Genomic DNA, 17,602 nt, shown 5'->3' on the forward strand with positions numbered 1-17,602 from the left:
CCATTTGAGATTGATATCTAATCTCCATAGCTATTCGATCCTAGTGTGGAAGTTGACAAGACCTATAATAAGCTATCCCGATAGATATCAACAAACATCAGGAAATTAGTTTAGGTCAATATATGGAAGGGGAGGAAAACGAAAAATTGGTTACTGAAAACGATTTTATCCACTAACTATCCACTCTTTGAAATCCGATGCTTTGTTTTTACTGATATAAATACGTTCGGGAGTATCTATGTCAAGTGTGATAAGGAGACGATTATCAAACCAGATCGTGATGCTCTGAACTGAACTTCTGGCAATAATAAATTGTTTATTGGCACGGTAAAATTTTGTCGGATTTAAAGTCGTATAGATATAATCGAGTGTTCTCGAATAGCGATAATTGTTGCCATCTTTTATATAAATGCTGGTGTTCTTATCCGTCGTATAAAAAAAAGCAACAGTTTGTAAATTAATAGGAAGTAGCTTGTCCTGGACGGAAATAAGGAGTTTGTCTTTGTACTGCGAAGAAGGAGCCAATTGTGTGATCTTTGTGATATAAGAAACCAGATCATTTTGGGAAAACCGTTTAAATTTGAGAAGCGCTCGCTCGAGATCACTTGATTTTATGGGCTTGAGTAAGTAGTCGATGCTGCTGACTTTAAATGCATCGATGGCATATTCATCATAAGCTGTTGTAAATATGATGGGTACTTCGACTTGGATATGATCAAATATCAAAAATGCAGATCCGTCGGATAGGTGGATGTCCATTAAAATGAGATCGGGTGCTGGATGTGTATTTAACCAATTGATGGTTTGGCTTACACTCTCTGTATTTCCTAAAACTTGTATCGAAGGGTCGATTTCTTTTAATATTTCAACTAAGCTTTCGTAAGCTGCAGTTTCATCTTCTACAATCAATACCTGCATAAATAATTACTTTAAGGGTAAATAAACGGTGAATGTCTTTCCATCATCTTCTACCCGGATTGACTTTTCTAACAATAATAAAAATCGGTTCTCTAGATTTTTGAGTCCTGTACCATTGGTATTGGCTATTGTTAATTTAGGATAAATCGGATTGGAGATAACCAATTCATTATTCTCGTTCAAGTAGATGTCAATAACCATTTTATGGTCGCTGTCTATTGTGTTGTGAACAACAATATTATCCAGCAGGGGAAGGATGGAGAGGACCGGGAGTGTGTAATCCAATACGTTTTGGTCAATATGGATATGGTATGCCAGCTTATTGGCAAAACGGACTTCCATCATATACTTGAAGGCATCTACAAATGCTAGTTCTTCCCTTAAGGTAACAAGCCCTTTTTTATCACTCTGTAGGATGTATCGGAATACATCGGATAACTTGTTGACATAGGTCAATGTGACTTCATCATTCTTTTTTCGTATCAAAGAGGTTAAACCATTGAGCGAATTGAAAAAGAAATGGGGGTTGATCTGATTGGTAAGTGCGTCATAGCGGCTTTCCAGATTTTTGACTGTAAGTTCTTCAATCTGCTGTTCTTTTTTCCTCCTTTCGATATACAGTTGTATAATATGTCCCATCAATGAACTTAATATGGAAACAACAAAGAATTGGAAAAGGACAAGACTTCCGAAATGCCTCACCTTGGTAAAGAGTAACACTGAAATACCTCCATAAACAACGTACGCAATAGCAGCAATCAAGAGGCTATATCCAAATCTTTTTTTGAAAGAGGAGGTTTTAAGATTTGCTAAATTGGTTTTGATCAGTAAAAAAATCAATGACACAAAGAATGCATAACGAAACAGAAAAAAAATGATATGAGCCATTTTTCTTGATTCGTCAAGATTTTTTAATTCAAAGGGCAACCAGGTGATATCTGGATATATAACAAATATAGCAGCAGCGACACTTATTAGCAGTAATTGCCATGAGTTGTATTTTGTTAACAATGTTTATTCGATTTTGTACAACAATAAAATAGTACCTAAGATAAAGGTACGATCTTCTTTTTCTAAAAGGAATACTCGATCGAACTAAAGCGAAAAATATAGTATGAAAGCGAAATCTAATCGAAGTATACCGTGTACCCTAATCAATAGTGGTGTGGTTATTAGCTTGGTCCATGCATTTTTTTCTGAAACAAAAAAATGCATAATGATGTAAGTATAATATTAAGTGGCTTGTAGTCAGTAATAATGGTAAGGGAAACCGTAATCTGTATACAGGAGTAGTGAAAAGCATATTCGAACTTTGTATCATAAAATCTATTCAAGTGATAGATAACAGGTAATTATAAAAATGTAGTGAAAGAAAATGAATCTTTCATGTATAAAAAAATAGAAACATGGAAAAAAGACAATTAGGACTTAGCGGACTTGAAGTTTCGGCTTTGGGACTGGGATGTATGGGGTTGAGCTTCGGCTATGGACCTGCTACGGATAAGCAGCAAGCTATTCATTTGATTCAGAAAGCGTATGATGAAGGGGTCACTTTTTTCGACACAGCCGAGTGTTACGGTCCTTTTACGAATGAAGAATTGCTAGGAGAGGCTTTAATTCCTTTTCGGGATAAGGTAGTGATTGCGACCAAATTTGGGTTTCAGGATGGCGACTCTAAAAAAGAATTGGATAGTAGTCCTGCACGGATAAGAGCCGTGGTAGAAGCGTCCATGAAGAGGCTCAAAACAGATTATATTGATTTGTTTTATCAACATCGTGTGGACCCTAAAGTACCCATTGAAGTTGTTGCAGGAACGATTCGAGATCTTATAGATGAAGGGAAAATAAGACATTGGGGATTGTCGGAAGCAGGAGCAGAGACGATCCGTATTGCCCATGCAGTGCAACCTTTAGCTGCCTTACAGAGTGAATATTCGTTATTCTTTCGCGAAGCGGAAAGAGAAATTATTCCGACGCTGGAAGAGCTTGGGATTGGTTTTGTTCCGTTCAGTCCCTTAGGTAAAGGTTTTCTGACAGGAGCGATTAATGAAACCACACAATTTGATCCTACTGATTTCAGGAATATAGTACCTCGCTTTTCGCCAGAGAATAGAAAAGCGAATCAGGCCTTGGTCGACTTATTGAAAGCAATTGCTATCGATAAGGAAGCAACACCTGCACAGATTGCATTAGCTTGGTTATTGGCACAAAAACCATGGATCGTACCTATCCCTGGAACGACAAAAATACACCGTTTGCAGGAAAATATCGGTTCTGCTTTCATCAGACTGTCAACAGCAGATCTTGAGCAGATTAAATTGGCAGCATCAAAAATTTCTATTCAGGGAGCAAGGTATCCTGAGGCTCTGCAAAATAGGGTAGGGAAATAGGAAGGAAGATTGGCGACGGATTAGGGGTTTAGATAAGGAATAATGGTAGTAACTTCAGTAAAGGGTATACTAACCTTTAGGTTGATTGTAGGGATATTTGTTTATTAAAATAAGTTAAAGATGAAAGCAATAACACAGTATGGTCTACTAATATGTATAAGTTTATTCCTGATGATGGCTTGTACTCATGCAAATGATACCGTAAACGATCGATCTAAACCGCATGCCAAAAAGGATAAATGGAAGCAAAGTAAGAAGATATTGATTGTTTATTTATCTCGTACTAATAACACTAAGGCCGTTGCAAAGATGATTCATCAAGAAGTTGAAGGTGATCTTGTGGCTGTCGAATTGATAAAAGATTACCCCCTGGACTATCAAACTACGGTAGATCAGGTTGCCCGAGAAAACGAAAGTGGTTATTTGCCTCCTTTGAAAACTATAATTTCCGATATAACACAATATGATATTGTCTTTATTGGATTTCCGACCTGGGGAATGCAGTTGCCTCCACCTATAAAAAGTTTTTTGAACCAATATGATTTAAGCGGAAAAACTGTCGTCACATTTAATACCAATGCTGGTTATGGTATTGGGAATAGTTTTGAAATGGTAAAGAAATTATGCCCTAATAGCACCATTTTGGAAGGATTTTCTACAAAAGGGGGCAAAGAAAAAGAAGGGTTATTTATGGTGATGAAGGGGGATAAAGAATTGGAGGTTCAGGCTAATATTAAAAAATGGTTAATGAAAATAGGCATAAATTAGAGGACACAACGTATAGTTATATCATATAGAAAAAGTATTAAGAGGATATGATGCGCTCGATATCATATTCAAGCTCTATTTTGAATAAGCAGGAAATATTTCCTGCTTTTTTAATCATTGAAATTTTTGAAAATTTCATTCTATGCTGTTGTAATATCTACATCTAGACTACGATTTGATTTTTATAAAAAATAGTCATTAATTTTATTGACACGCTTTAGCGATTCACATTATTTCTTTAACTTGAGCCTATACAAAAACTGGTGCCATCTTTAATCCTAAATTATGACCAAGCTAACGCTAATAATCAACTTTGTGCTATTGTCAACAATGATTTTAGCACAGGAAAAATTGAATGTAAAATTTAAAGATGCTATACCTGTTCTTAATTTGGGGACTTTCCATATGGGGGAAACTACGGATGCAAGCAAAGTTGAATTTGATGAGCATAACGAGGATAATGTTAAAGAAATCCATGAGATAGCAAAGAAATTGGCTGCTTTTAAACCTACAATTCTTATTGTCGAATCACTTTTGAAAAATCAGGATAATTTGGAGCAATCGTACCAGAAGTATCTTCATCAACCTGATATGAAATTTGAGAGACCTGACGAAATTGAATTGTTAGCATTTGAAATAGGTCGATTGGCAGGAACGCAACGCATCTATGGCATAGATTATAAAGAAGAATACAATTACGATCTGTTTAATTCTTTAAAAAATAAGGTGGACGCAACAACTTTCCCAGCTTATTATAAAATGATGCAAAATCATGAGACAGAGTATATTGAAAAACTAGGTAGAAAACCGACTATTCAGGATATGTTGATAGGAACTAACCAGCCTGAATATTTGGATTTCCTAATCAATGCCAATGCAGATCTGCTTACCTATGTCTCGACCAAAGGTAAGGCTGAGGGGGCGGATGAGGCCGCCAAGTTTTACCATCGAAATTTAGTTATTTTTTCCAATCTGAATCAAATTGAAGTAACTGAAAACGATCGAATATTCATTTTAATGGGAGCTACGCACACGGCATTTCTAAAAGAATTGATGAAAAGAAGCCCTAAATATATTTTGTATGATGTTTTTGATTATTTAAAGGATTAGACATATCTGATGCTAATATCAATACAATTATATTGTGTATCTAAGCAAAATTATCTAAGTTTAAAGACTATTAAAATGGAATATAAAATACAGTATCCAGATAAGAAGGGAGCTCTGTAATTGAACCAATTGTCATCAAATTCATTTTATTTATAGCTTTTAATTTGATATTCGAGTTGTCTAGGATAGGATAGCTATTTTTCGCTTAAAAGTTATATTGTGTGGGTATATAAGTCGGAATGATTTGAAGGGAAGCTGAACGAAGTTGGAGAGGGAGTCTATAAAAATATGAAGAGTATAGTAATATCGTTGTTATGTATTTGGATGCTGGGTATCGGTACAATATCTAGTTATGCTCAGGGTTTGTATTTTGTAAGTCATGAAGAGGTACAGAATAAACGAACTGGACTTGAATTATTTGGCGAAAATGTGCTTTCCATACAGGATCAATTTGATATGAAGTTTGCATTGAAGTACCGTCCAGGTCAGGAGACTTATTTTGGTTACGTATTTCGGATTATCCTTAACGATCAATATAATATAGACTTAATCAGCCGTGACTATAGTACGCAAAATAGAAAGTTAAGTCTAGTGGTTGGTGATCAAGAGTATACGATTGCATTGAAAAATAATACACTTGATCCCTATCAATGGCTCAATGTGCATATTATGTTGGATTTGAAATCAGGAAATTTGCACTTTAGCATTGGTGAACAACAAGTTGATATTCCTCTGTCGTTTCCTAAACAGGTTGCAGCTCGGATTTCCTTTGGTGCGAACAATATGACAAGGTACTCTACTACTGATGTACCACCAATCTATGTAAAAGATATTCAATTGTATCAAGGGGGAAAAGAGCGCTATAAATGGACACTCCTAGAAGAAGGAAATCTTTTAGATACACTGCGAAATGAAAAGGCGATTGCTATAAACCCAGTATGGGTACAGTCTTTACATCGTAAATGGTTAGCTTCGAATACACTTTATGCGAGCCCAGCTGCAAGTGTATGTTTTGATCAGGAAAGGGAAATCCTTTATATTGTGGGCAATGAATACATCACTAAATATGCTATAGCAACAGGTAAACAGGAACGTATAATATATGCTGATGGACCATTGGGTCTCTTGCCAGGCAATCAATCTCTTTATGTTGGTAAGGGGAACCAGGTCTTTAATTATTTCCCAGACCAACAGTTACTGACTTCCTTTGATGAGAAAACTCGAACCTGGAGCAAAAGATATACAACTGGACAAACGACTGCTTATTGGCATTCCAATAAATTTTTTAGTAAGTCTGATTCCGCAATTTATGTCTTAGGTGGTTATGGATATTTTACCTATAAGAATCAGCTTTCCAAGATTTCAATGAAAGATGGTCAATGGCAGGAAGTAATATTGAAGGAGTCTGCTTATACACCTCGATATTTGTCTAGCCTAGGTGTAACTGATAAAGGTGCTTATATTTTGGGTGGATATGGTAATAAGTCAGGTAAGCAGGAGTTGAATCCACATTATTATTATGATTTGCTCTATTTTGATCCTGTAAAAGCCACAATCCGTAAAGTTGCAAACCTTCCTATGACTGACGAAGAATATATTTTTGGTAATTCTATGGTCATCGTTGGTCAGCAATTCTATAGCCTGATGCATACGAAAAATGTATTCGACACCAGTATCCGACTTTTAGGTGGTGGATTAGATGGTACAGATATTAAAGTGCTTGAGGATAGTATACCGTATAAATTTAGTGATATTAAGTCTTATTCGGATCTCTTTTTTGCCTCTCGTTCTCAAAAACTCTTGGCGGTTACTTTGTTTGATAATGGTGAACAAACGGAGGTGAAAATATATAGTCTTAATTTTCCTCCCCAGTTTTTAGATCGTGTTTCTATCAGTGGTAGTTCATTCATGAGTAAAGGTGTGATATTTCTCCTATTGCTTTTGAGTGGAGTAATAATTTCAATGGCATTCTTGTGGAGAATTAGAAAAAAGATACCAAGTAGATTGGATACTCCTGTTAAGAAAGAAATGATTTCACCCCTAAAAATAGAACCAGAATTACATGTTGAGCCACAAGTAGTCAATCACATCTATTTTTTTGGCCCGTTTCGCGTGTTTGATCACATGGGATTGGAGGTGACTCGTCAATTCACTCCTGTTCTTAGACAATTATTTCTCAGTATTTGCTTATATACTTTTTCATCTAAAAAGGGTATTAGCTCCGAGCGTTTATATGAATTGTTGTGGTCGGATAAATCTACTAAAAGTGCGCGAAATAATCTATTGGTCAATATGGGTAAGTTAAAAACGCTTCTTTCGGATGTTGTTGGACTCGAGATCTCTAAAGAAACGGGTTATTGGGTGATAAAACTGGGTGAGGATAACGCTTATATCGATTATGCCTATTTTAAAGCAGTGTCGAAAAATACAAGATTAGACTTTCGTGAAAAAATGATGGTCATCGCAGATATCGTTCAAAAAGGAAGCTTTTTAGAGGATATGAATTACGAATGGATGGATGAATATAAAAGCGAGGTATCGACAATTGTGACGGAGGTCTACACCGGCTATCAGGAAGTGATGGATGCAGGAAACGAAAAAGAAGATGTGCAGCTCATGATTGCTAATAAGATTATGCAATTTAATCCGATGAATGAAGAAGCGATGTCTGTAGGTTGTCTGTTGATGTCTAAATCAGGTATGCATCAGGAAGCTCGAATAACTTATGAAAGCTTTGCACAAGAATACCTTAAGCTTTATGGAGAAGTCTATCCTATATCCCTTAAAGAAATTTTAAAACGTTCCTAAAACGTTTATCAAGGCCACTAGTGTGGTCTATTTTATTAAAATATTAATCTGACAATCAGCTTGTTGTATTATTAATTTGTGCGGGTGTTTCAAATTAATATAAAATTAAGTCAAAATTAAGCTCTTCCAGTTTCATTTGTATAACCAATTAAAAACAGGAGGACTTTATGATATGATGACCTATTTTATTGCGTCTTGATGATCACGTATTAATAGTGAAATATGCAGGATTAATAGCCCTTGATTTGGTCGTTTAACGAATCTAATCAGATGGGGCACTTATCTATAACCAAAGTAAAACCTATAAATCATATGAATAATTTGGAAAGTAATCGAAAATTATGGACTACGGGGAGTGTATTATTCAGGTGGACGAAGCAGATGTCGGGATGTGCTTTGCTCATCGGAACGGTTATTATGCCGTTTGAAGGATCTTCCATACCATTAAATAAAAACAACAGATTTGTTGTTATGCAACAGCAAGTGCGTGGTAAGGTAACTGATGTCAGTGGTATACCGATTGGCGGTGCTAGCATCAAAGTTGTTGGAACAAATCGACAAGTGGCTGCTGATGCGAAAGGAGTATTTAGTATCCAAGCAAACAATGGGGATATATTGCAGGTGACCTATGTCGGTTATGCGACAAAAAGTGCAGTCATCAATGGCGAAAATATCAATATCCAATTGGAAGTGAATCAAACCGGATTGGAGGAAGTTGTAGTAGTCGGTTTTGGAACTCAAAAGAAAGGGAATGTAACAGCTGCGATCTCCACCATACAGGCTAAAGATATCAATACCACGACCAGTTCAAGTTTAACCCAAAGTCTACAAGGAAAAATACCAGGGTTGCAAATTAGGCAGCAGAGTTCAGAACCAGGAGCATTTAGGTCCAGTATCAATATTAGAGGTTTTGGTGAACCTCTTTATGTCATTGATGGTATCGTGCGTGATGGGGGAGTTGAATTTCAACAGTTAAATCCAAATGATATCGAAAGTATATCGATCCTAAAGGATGCTTCAGCAGCTATTTACGGATTGAATGCTGCTAATGGCGTAATCCTGGTGACGACAAAAAAAGGTGTTAATGGAAAACCTGCTTTTAATTATATTGGAACAGTAGGACTGCAGCAACCGACCAATGTGCCTAAGATGGCGAATGCTGCCCAATATTTGGAAATGTACGATAATGCGATATCCTTTAGGGATGGTGTTCATAATATAACTGAGGAAGAATTGAATAAATGGCGTGAAGGTGGACCAGGTTATGAGAGTACCAATTGGTATAAGGAGACTTTTAAGAATACAGCACCGCAGCATCAACATGATTTTTCGGTAAGGGGTGGTACCGACGCTATTAATTATTTTACAAGTGTTGGCTATTTTAACGAAGGTGGACTCTTCAAAAGTGGTGATATGGGCTATGATCGTTATACATTTAGAAGCAATCTTTCAGCTAAACTCAGTGACAGACTTAAGGCGGATGTCATGGTATCTGGTCGTCGATCTAAACGTGAATTTCCTGGAGGAGATGGTTTTATCTGGATGTATAAGGGAGCCATCATCAGTCATCCAACTGAAAGTCCTTTTATCAATGGAGATACAAATTATCCGGCAAATATCTATAATCAACAAAATGCCGTCATCATGTCTCAGAAGGACTATGCTGGCTACACGGAAGATCGGAATAAAAGTTTCCAATCGTCCATCGCACTTACTTATGATGTGCCTGGAATTGACGGTTTAAAGGCTATTGGTACTGTTTCTTACGATAGTTATAATGTTTACAATAAGAACGTATGGAAGAACTATAGAATCTATAATGAGGACCTCACTTCCATGGTCTTTAATAATCCAAGGATTGCTAATAATATTGATGATGCCGAACGTCTTGTGTTTCAGGGGCAACTTAATTATGACCGTACTTTTGCAGAGCACCATAACCTAAGCGCAACTGGTGTATTTGAAATGAAGCAGTATACCAAAAAACATAGTTACCTGTGGCGTGAGTATGATTTTTATACCACTGATGTCATGGATTATGCTTCGGGAAGGCAGACCAATAATGGTGATGAAATTGAGGAACGGAACATGTCATACATCGGTCGTGTTAATTATGATTTCAAAGGGAAGTACTTATTGGGCGCTTCTTTTCGATACGATGGTTCTTATCGTTATGCCCCAGGAGAAAGATGGGGTTTCTTTCCCAATATTTCGGCCGGATGGCGATTGTCTGAAGAAGCATTTATGAAAGATAATCTCCCTTTTGTAAATAATCTAAAGATTAGAGCTTCACATGGGATGATTGGTGAGAACCAAGGAAATGCATTTCAACATATTTTAGGTTTTTCTCCACGACCAAAGGAGGGGGCTGAATTTGTGAATGGTTCCTATGTAGGTGGTCTGGGAGCTCCAGGAGTAATCAATCCGAATTTTACCTGGATCAAATCCAAGATTACCGATGTTGGTATAGAAGGAGCATTGTTTGGTGGGAAAATAGCTTTTGAGGCCGATTACTATCAACGTGAAAAAACTGGGAAATTAATTCAGAGAAGCGGAGGACTACCAAATACATTTGGGGGTGATATGCCTATCGAAAATTTTGAAAGTGAGCTGACTCGCGGATTTGATTTCGTCATCTCACATCAAAATCAGGTCAATGATTTTAAGTATGGTATTAGTATTAATATGAATCTAGCACGTACTAAACACTTGATTGTAGATAAACCTGAAGCGAATAGCAGTTATGAGCGTTGGCGAAATGGATATACTGACCGTTGGAATGATTTGGAGTGGGGATTTAATAACACGGGTCAATTTCAAAATATGGAACAAATTTATCAGTCTATTGTCTATGGTGGTGATCGTGGCAATACACAAATCCTGCCCGGTGATTTCACGTATGAGGATGTTAATGGAGACGGCGTTATCGATGATAAAGACTTAATGCCTATTTTCAGGAATCGTGATCCGAAGATGTTCTATGGATTTACCTTGAATGCGGAATGGAAGAATATAGATTTGAATATGGTGATGCAAGGAGCATCATTATATACCATGCGCTATAACGAAGTGTTTTCACAGATGTTTTTCAATAACGGTAATCTTCCTGAGTATTTCTATGACAGATGGCATCTGGCAGATCCCTATGATGCAAATAGTGAGTGGATAGCAGGGAAGTGGCCAGCTAACCGATTCTCTGAATATATGGGTTCATCTTATAGAGAGAGTGATGCTTGGCGTATGAAGGCCAATTATCTCCGTATGAAAAGTATAGAGCTCGGTTATACCGTTCCTTTAAGCGAAGCGAATAAACGATTTATCAAAAAGATAAGGGTTTATGGAAATGCTCATAACCTATTCACTTTTGCAGATTCATTTATCAAGCAGTTTGATCCAGAGCGTTTTGAGGGGGATTACAATGCAGGCTATAACTATCCGCTGATCAAGAGTTACAACTTAGGGGTTAATCTTACATTTTAATATTTAGAATTATGAAATATCATCATATATCCAGCATATTTTGTGGAGCATTATTGGCTTTTTCGACTTCATGTTCCGATTTTTTAGATGTTACGCCGCGTAATAAGATACCTGGAGATGCGGTCTTATCGGATCCCAACGGTGTGAAAGCTTTCTTAGCCAATTTATATTATCAAGCACCAATCGAGGATCATGTTTATTTCCCTAGAGAAGGATTCAATGCCAGAGGTAATACGGGTTTTCTTTCTCTTGCACAGTATGGTATGGAAGCGATCCACTCGGAGTGGCCAAATTGGAATGAATATAAAAATGACTGGTGGGAGAAGGGCTATAAGCTGAATAGAAGTATCAATATTCTTATCCAATCTATACCGACGTTGAATATGGCGGATAAAGAAAAGCAGGTACTGGCAGGTGAAGCCGCATTTTTAAGAGCGTATACCTATTTTGCACTTGCTAAACGTTATGGCGGAGTACCTCTAATTTTGGATAACCAGGATTTTACCAATGATTTTGAAATGTTGAAAGTACCTCGAAGTACTGAAAAGGAAACATGGGATCTGGTTTTAAGTGAATGTGATCGCGCGATAGAGTTGCTTCCTGAGGAGCATGCTAATGGCGATGAAAGTAAGCGTCGAGCAACCAAATGGGCTGCTTATGCCCTTAAATCGCGAGCAGCATTACATGCAGCATCGGTAGCTAAGTATTGGAATAATGCTCCTTTGTCTGGAGAAGCGGTCTCATTGAAATTTGTAGGCATGGAGGCTTCGCAAGCAGCAGCTTATTATAAGGCCTGTATAGACGCATCAATGGCGTTGATTAGTTCAGGTAGGTTCAGTTTGTATAAAGCAAGTCCTGCTAACCCAGCTGAAGCCATCAAAAACTATCAGGAGATGTTTGTCGACCCCAGTATTGCCTCATCAGAAGCGATATTAATTAAAGGCTATGCACAGGTCGGTAATGATCTTTCGCACGATCTTGATGGTTGGAATGGGCCGAATCAGACTGGGGAGGGTTTTCCACATCGTGGACGTACTAATCCAATCCTTGAGATGGTCGATTTATACGAAAGTTATGATAACCCAGGTCATGCTTCACCGGTTGTGACGACAGCTGATGGTCAAGTTTCATCGGCTGAGGGGTACAAAGAAGGGGTTGCTTATCGCCATTTCGATTCACCAGATGAAATCTTTAAAAATAAGGATGCGCGATTCTTTGCGTCGATTATTTATCCGAATGCCACTTGGAAAAACCAAACTATTGTGATCAATGGTGGAATAGTTAAACCAGACGGCTCTTTGATCGATAGTCGAACTTCTTTTGAACATGAAGGCATTACTTATTTTACATATGGTAAGGAACAACCTAATCAGTATTCGGGCTTTGATGGCTCTGCGGATATGACAAGAACTGGATTCTTGATGCGTAAGTTCTTGAATGAAAATATGCGGTTCACGACATGGCTACAGTCCACTACGGACTACATGGATATGCGCTATGCAGAAGTGTTGCTCAATTTTGCCGAAGCGGTAGTGGAAAGCGGATACACCCAGGAAAATGCTGTTAGTTTGGCGACAAAAGCGATTAATGATATCCGATTTCGAGCTGGACATACGGTAGCGATAACACTTAATTTAGAAAATGTGCTTCGAGAACGTACGGTGGAACTCGCATTTGAGAATAAAAACTTTTGGGATTTGATACGCAGGAGAACATTCCATACCACGTTTAAAAATAAGATAAAAGAGGCACTGGTTCCTTTAATCGACTTGAGAGGAAATAAACCACAGTATATTTATGTCCGTAAAAATGTGGCAGGATCCAATAGTCAGAATTTTCCAGAAAAGGACTATTATAGACACATTCCAAATGTCGCTGGAAATGGCGTAGTCCAAAATCCACAACAATAACACCTAAAATGAAAGCTATGAAAAGAATATTGTATCTATCCTTCGTCTCGCTGCAGCTTGCGTTGTTTACAGGTTGCGGTCTCAGTGATATTGACAATTATGAAGGACCAAATGCCACGATATCAGGTGGCCTATATGATGTGGAGACTGGTGAGCTTATCCAGCAAGATATCATTAGAGGTTCGCAGATCGAATATATTGAACTCGGATTTAAAAATCCACAGACGCAGTACATTGTCGTAAAAAATGACGGTACTTACCGTAATAACATCATGTTTGCAAATCGCTATACGGTACAACCTGTAAGAGGAAATTTTGTACCAATCGAAAAACAGGAGATTGCGGTAGCTGGTAATACAGTCCTGGATTTTAAGGTGCAACCTTATATCCGTATCAAAGATGCTGTAATTAAGCAAGTCGGAGATCAGGTAGTGGCCACCTTTAAGGTGCAGCAAACAGTAGCGAACGCTGTAAAACGTATCGGACTATTTGCACATCAAGAGATTAATGTTGGTGAACCTTTGAATATTGTGAATAAGCAAGAGGATATCAATGGGCAATTGGATGAAAGTCAGGTTTATCAATTGGAAATAGACTTAGTGGCTAACAACACTAAACTAGTCAAAGGAAAATCGTACTATTTTAGGGTTGGTGCACTGATTGATGCGAGTGAAGCAAAGTATAATTATGCTTCTACGATTCAATTGACTGTCCTGTAGTGCCTAAATGTTTTAAGTTAATTTAATGGAGGTTGCCAAAGTATGTATGCTTTGCGCAACCTCTTTATGAGAAAGTATATGATAGCAATATTAAAAAGAGGACGTTTATATGTATTGGCGATGCTTTGCGTGGGCTGTGCAACGAATAAAAAAATTGATTCGCCAGTAGATCAGGTCAATCCTTATATGGGCAATATCAGCCACCTGTTGGTGCCCACATATCCGACGATACATCTACCTAATAGTATGCTTCGGGTATATCCGGAAAGACAAGATTTCACCACAGATCAACTCTATGGTTTACCTATGATTGTGACCAGTCATCGGGGACGGTCTGCTTTTAACCTGAGCCCGCTAGATAGAACTGCGAAAACACAATTTAATAATGTATATGCCTTAGACTATGATAATGAGGTGATAAAGCCCTATTTATACACGTCAAATCTGCAGAACGGGGATATGGATGTCAAATATGCACCATCCCATCAGTCGGCATTGTATGAAATCAGATTTAGGGAACGCTATGCACCTTCACTAATCCTAAATACCCAATCTGGAACAATATCAGTGAGTGGAAATAAGATTAAAGCTTCTCAGAACTTGGATAATAAGACAATTGTCTATCTATATGCTGAGGTAGACCAGCAGCCAATTAAAATAGGGACATTAAATGGCGAAGGGCAGTTGGATGATCAAGTGACTTCCAAATCGGGTGATCAGGTCGCTGCTATTCTTCATTTTGAACCCGGATTGGAGTTGTTGAAAATACGATATGGTATATCATTCATCAGCGAGGAGCAGGCGGAGTTAAATCTAAGACGTGAAATAAAGGATTATGATTTGGAAGTGCTTGCTAATAAGGGGCGTGATATATGGAATAATGCTTTGGGTAAAATTCAAGTGAAAGGATTATCTCCAGATGATGAGGCTTTGTTTTACAGCTCGGCGTATCGCTGTTATGAAAGACCGGTTAATATAACTGAAGATAGTCGTTATTTCAGTGCATTTGATGGTCAGGTGCATGCGGATGAACGACCTTTTTATACCGATGATTGGATTTGGGATACGTATCGTGCTACGCATCCGTTACGGTTATTAATCGATCAGTATGTTGAGTCTGATATGATTCAATCCTTTGTTAGGATGGCAGAGCAGATGGACCAGTTTTGGTTACCTACTTTTCCTGAGATTACCGGCGATTCGCGCCGTATGAATTCTAACCATGGTGTGGCGACTATAGCTGATGCCTATTCCAAAGGATTGCGTTCATTCGATGTGGAGAAAGCATATCAAAGTGCTAAAGGAGCAATTGAAGATAAAACATTAGCACCTTGGTCGGCACAACCTGCGGGTTGGTTGGATGATTTTTATAAAACTCATGGATACATCCCTGCATTGAAACCTGGAGAGGTAGAGACAGTACCTGAAGTGCATCATTTTGAAAAACGTCAACCCATTGCTGTGACCTTGGGTACATCATACGATGAGTGGTGTTTGGCCCAGTTGGCAATGCAATTGGGTAAAAAGGAAGATCATGAAAAGTATAGTAAACGTGCGCTCAACTATAGAAATGTTTTTAATGCCAAAACGGGCTTTTTTCATCCTAAAGATAAAGATGGAAAATTTATAGAACCATTTGATTACCGGTATGATGGAGGGCAGGGAGCGCGCGAGTATTATGGAGAAAATAATGGCTGGGTATACCGATGGGATGTGCCGCACCATATTGCAGATCTGATCGATCTGATGGGAGGGCGGAATAAATTCATTGAAAATCTGGATCAGACGTTCAGAGAACCTCTGGGGAAAAGTAAGTTTGAGTTTTACAGTCAACTTCCCGATCATACGGGTAATGTTGGACAGTTTTCGATGGCAAATGAGCCCAGTCTACATGTTCCTTATTTGTACAACTATGTGGGTCAGCCTTGGAAATCTCAAAAAAGGATTCATCAATTGGTACATCAATGGTTTAGAAATGACCTAATGGGTATGCCCGGTGATGAAGATGGTGGTGGTATGTCGGCATTTGTTGTGTTTACCATGTTGGGGTTCTACCCCGTGACTCCAGGTATGCCTATATATGTAATCGGAACTCCTTTCTTTAAGGAGGCGCAGATTACATTATCAGGAGGTAAAAAATTGATGATCAAAGCTGAAAATCTATCGAAACAACATAAGTATATCCAGTCTGCTAAAATCAATGGAAAGGAATGGAATAGGGCTTGGTTTGCGCATGATGATATCGTAAACGGTGGCTTAATTGAATTTGTAATGGGACAATACCCCAATAAGGAATGGGGGGCGAAAATGGAAGATGCACCCCCTTCCTTTAAATACTAGCGTTGCTATTGATGATTGCGTCAAAGTAGATAAAGCCCAATAACATCATTGGGCTTTATCTGTGTTGGCACTATACTCCTTAATTTTTTATAATTTTTGCTTAGTTATTAAACTGGTGAAGAAAACGTTACTTTAATTTGCTTACTCCCAGTTGTATTTTGTTGGAGAGACGCCAATATATTGTTTAAATTCTTTTAAAAAATGATTATAGTCGTAGTATCCTGATAAAAAAGTATTGTCTATTATTTCCTTTTGGGACTTGTTTTGACAATGGCCGAACATAAATATAAAGCGTTGTAAAGAGATGTATTTTTTAGGTGAAATACCGATATATTTCACAAAACTTCTTTGCAACCATTTGCGGTTAACTTTTCCACCAAGATCATGAATTAATTCTGATACAGTTATATTGCCTTTGTTGTAATCAATTTTTTCTAAAGCAGCCTGCAATAGATAGGGGCGGTTTTCAATTACAGTGTAGGTGCTAAGGGTCTCTTTCAATAGTTCGAACTGGTCAGAGATAGTTTCCTTTTGATACAATTGATCGATGATCTGAATCCAACGATTACTCATGATTTCACTTAGACTACAGTACGGTCTTGTAAGAAAGAATGCTGGCTCCACATTAAAAATTTCATAAAATGATGAAGGTTTAAAGCGTAGAACGATTATATACGGCAAGTCTTCAGGTAATTGCCAGTAGGTGTTTTCTATAACACCACAACAGACCCATGCTGCATTTAACTTAATTTCTACATCGGCCTTTTTAAGATGAACGACATTGGTTTTCTCGGGCATAAAAATTAGGGTGGGAAGACCATCGTTAAATAAGGGCTGGCTGCTTTGTAAATCCTTACATGAAAATACATAAGCACCTAAGATATGCTCAGATTTAAAAAATAAATCTGAAACCGTCAGGTGATCTATCGTTCCCATATCAAGGGAGCCTGATAATTTAATATTTCCTAAAAAATTGATGGGCATACCTTGCAAAATTACATAAAATAATGTCAATATCATGTTGAAATATTGTCCAATTTTTACTTTTTGGCTCCTCGGTATATTACTATTTTTGTTTAGAATGATCATTGAGTCAGTTGGTTACATGTGGCGTGGGTATTTGCCTATGTGCAAATTTTCGTCATGTAATACAAACGAC

General features: G+C 37.7%; 11 protein-coding genes. 8 read left to right on the forward strand and 3 right to left on the reverse strand.

Features of this window, described 5'->3' with window-relative positions; translation table 11 throughout:
- Positions 1-165: 165 nt before the first annotated feature.
- Together KO02_RS05980 and KO02_RS05985 are read right to left on the reverse strand one after the other, a co-directional pair.
- Complete coding sequence (locus KO02_RS05980; protein ID WP_038696687.1) at positions 166-918, reverse strand: LytR/AlgR family response regulator transcription factor; 753 nt, start codon at positions 916-918, stop codon at positions 166-168.
- Positions 919-924: 6 nt separating this feature from the next.
- Positions 925-1,929: a sensor histidine kinase gene (locus KO02_RS05985; protein WP_038696689.1), complete on the reverse strand. Its 1,005-nt coding sequence runs from the start codon at positions 1,927-1,929 to the stop codon at positions 925-927.
- A gap of 395 nt (positions 1,930-2,324) precedes the next feature.
- Between KO02_RS05985 and KO02_RS05990 the strand changes: the two genes are divergently transcribed.
- From KO02_RS05990 to KO02_RS06025, 8 genes are all read left to right on the forward strand, one after another.
- Complete coding sequence (locus tag KO02_RS05990; RefSeq protein ID WP_038696691.1) at positions 2,325-3,308, forward strand: aldo/keto reductase; 984 nt, start codon at positions 2,325-2,327, stop codon at positions 3,306-3,308.
- A 120-nt stretch (positions 3,309-3,428) separates the two neighbouring features.
- The gene (locus tag KO02_RS05995; RefSeq protein ID WP_038696693.1) at positions 3,429-4,076 is read left to right on the forward strand and encodes a flavodoxin family protein; all 648 of its coding nucleotides are present in this window, start codon (positions 3,429-3,431) and stop codon (positions 4,074-4,076) included.
- A gap of 285 nt (positions 4,077-4,361) precedes the next feature.
- Positions 4,362-5,186 (forward strand): DUF5694 domain-containing protein, encoded by an 825-nt coding sequence (locus KO02_RS06000; protein WP_200878603.1) that lies wholly within the window; start codon positions 4,362-4,364, stop codon positions 5,184-5,186.
- A 288-nt stretch (positions 5,187-5,474) separates the two neighbouring features.
- Positions 5,475-7,994, forward strand: a complete 2,520-nt coding sequence (locus KO02_RS06005; protein WP_144243263.1) for a hypothetical protein — start codon at positions 5,475-5,477, stop codon at positions 7,992-7,994.
- 312 nt (positions 7,995-8,306) lie between these two features.
- Entirely contained in the window at positions 8,307-11,474 is a 3,168-nt protein-coding gene (locus tag KO02_RS06010; protein WP_200878604.1) for a SusC/RagA family TonB-linked outer membrane protein, read from the forward strand.
- Between the two features lie 11 nt (positions 11,475-11,485).
- Positions 11,486-13,384, forward strand: coding sequence for a RagB/SusD family nutrient uptake outer membrane protein (locus KO02_RS06015; protein ID WP_038696699.1), 1,899 nt, complete (start codon positions 11,486-11,488; stop codon positions 13,382-13,384).
- Between the two features lie 17 nt (positions 13,385-13,401).
- Positions 13,402-14,103 (forward strand): DUF3823 domain-containing protein, encoded by a 702-nt coding sequence (locus KO02_RS06020; protein ID WP_038702209.1) that lies wholly within the window; start codon positions 13,402-13,404, stop codon positions 14,101-14,103.
- A gap of 78 nt (positions 14,104-14,181) precedes the next feature.
- Positions 14,182-16,443 (forward strand): GH92 family glycosyl hydrolase, encoded by a 2,262-nt coding sequence (locus KO02_RS06025; protein ID WP_200878605.1) that lies wholly within the window; start codon positions 14,182-14,184, stop codon positions 16,441-16,443.
- Positions 16,444-16,584: 141 nt separating this feature from the next.
- Here the strand turns inward: KO02_RS06025 and KO02_RS06030 are convergent, their stop codons facing one another.
- Entirely contained in the window at positions 16,585-17,532 is a 948-nt protein-coding gene (locus tag KO02_RS06030) for a helix-turn-helix domain-containing protein (protein ID WP_144243265.1), read from the reverse strand.
- Positions 17,533-17,602: the final 70 nt, after the last annotated feature.

Source organism: Sphingobacterium sp. ML3W, from assembly GCF_000747525.1.
In the GTDB taxonomy this organism is placed as follows: domain Bacteria; phylum Bacteroidota; class Bacteroidia; order Sphingobacteriales; family Sphingobacteriaceae; genus Sphingobacterium.

Excerpts from the sequence above, each read along its gene's own strand:
- KO02_RS05980 (WP_038696687.1), bottom strand. The coding sequence starts at position 918 with ATGCAGGTATTGATTGTAGAAGATGAAACTGCAGCTTACGAAAGCTTA.
- KO02_RS05990 (WP_038696691.1), top strand. The coding sequence starts at position 2,325 with ATGGAAAAAAGACAATTAGGACTTAGCGGACTTGAAGTTTCGGCTTTG.
- KO02_RS05995 (WP_038696693.1), top strand. The coding sequence starts at position 3,429 with ATGAAAGCAATAACACAGTATGGTCTACTAATATGTATAAGTTTATTC.
- KO02_RS06000 (WP_200878603.1), top strand. The coding sequence starts at position 4,362 with ATGACCAAGCTAACGCTAATAATCAACTTTGTGCTATTGTCAACAATG.
- KO02_RS06005 (WP_144243263.1), top strand. The coding sequence starts at position 5,475 with ATGAAGAGTATAGTAATATCGTTGTTATGTATTTGGATGCTGGGTATC.
- KO02_RS06010 (WP_200878604.1), top strand. The coding sequence starts at position 8,307 with ATGAATAATTTGGAAAGTAATCGAAAATTATGGACTACGGGGAGTGTA.
- KO02_RS06015 (WP_038696699.1), top strand. The coding sequence starts at position 11,486 with ATGAAATATCATCATATATCCAGCATATTTTGTGGAGCATTATTGGCT.
- KO02_RS06020 (WP_038702209.1), top strand. The coding sequence starts at position 13,402 with ATGAAAAGAATATTGTATCTATCCTTCGTCTCGCTGCAGCTTGCGTTG.
- KO02_RS06025 (WP_200878605.1), top strand. The coding sequence starts at position 14,182 with ATGATAGCAATATTAAAAAGAGGACGTTTATATGTATTGGCGATGCTT.
- KO02_RS06030 (WP_144243265.1), bottom strand. The coding sequence starts at position 17,532 with ATGATCATTCTAAACAAAAATAGTAATATACCGAGGAGCCAAAAAGTA.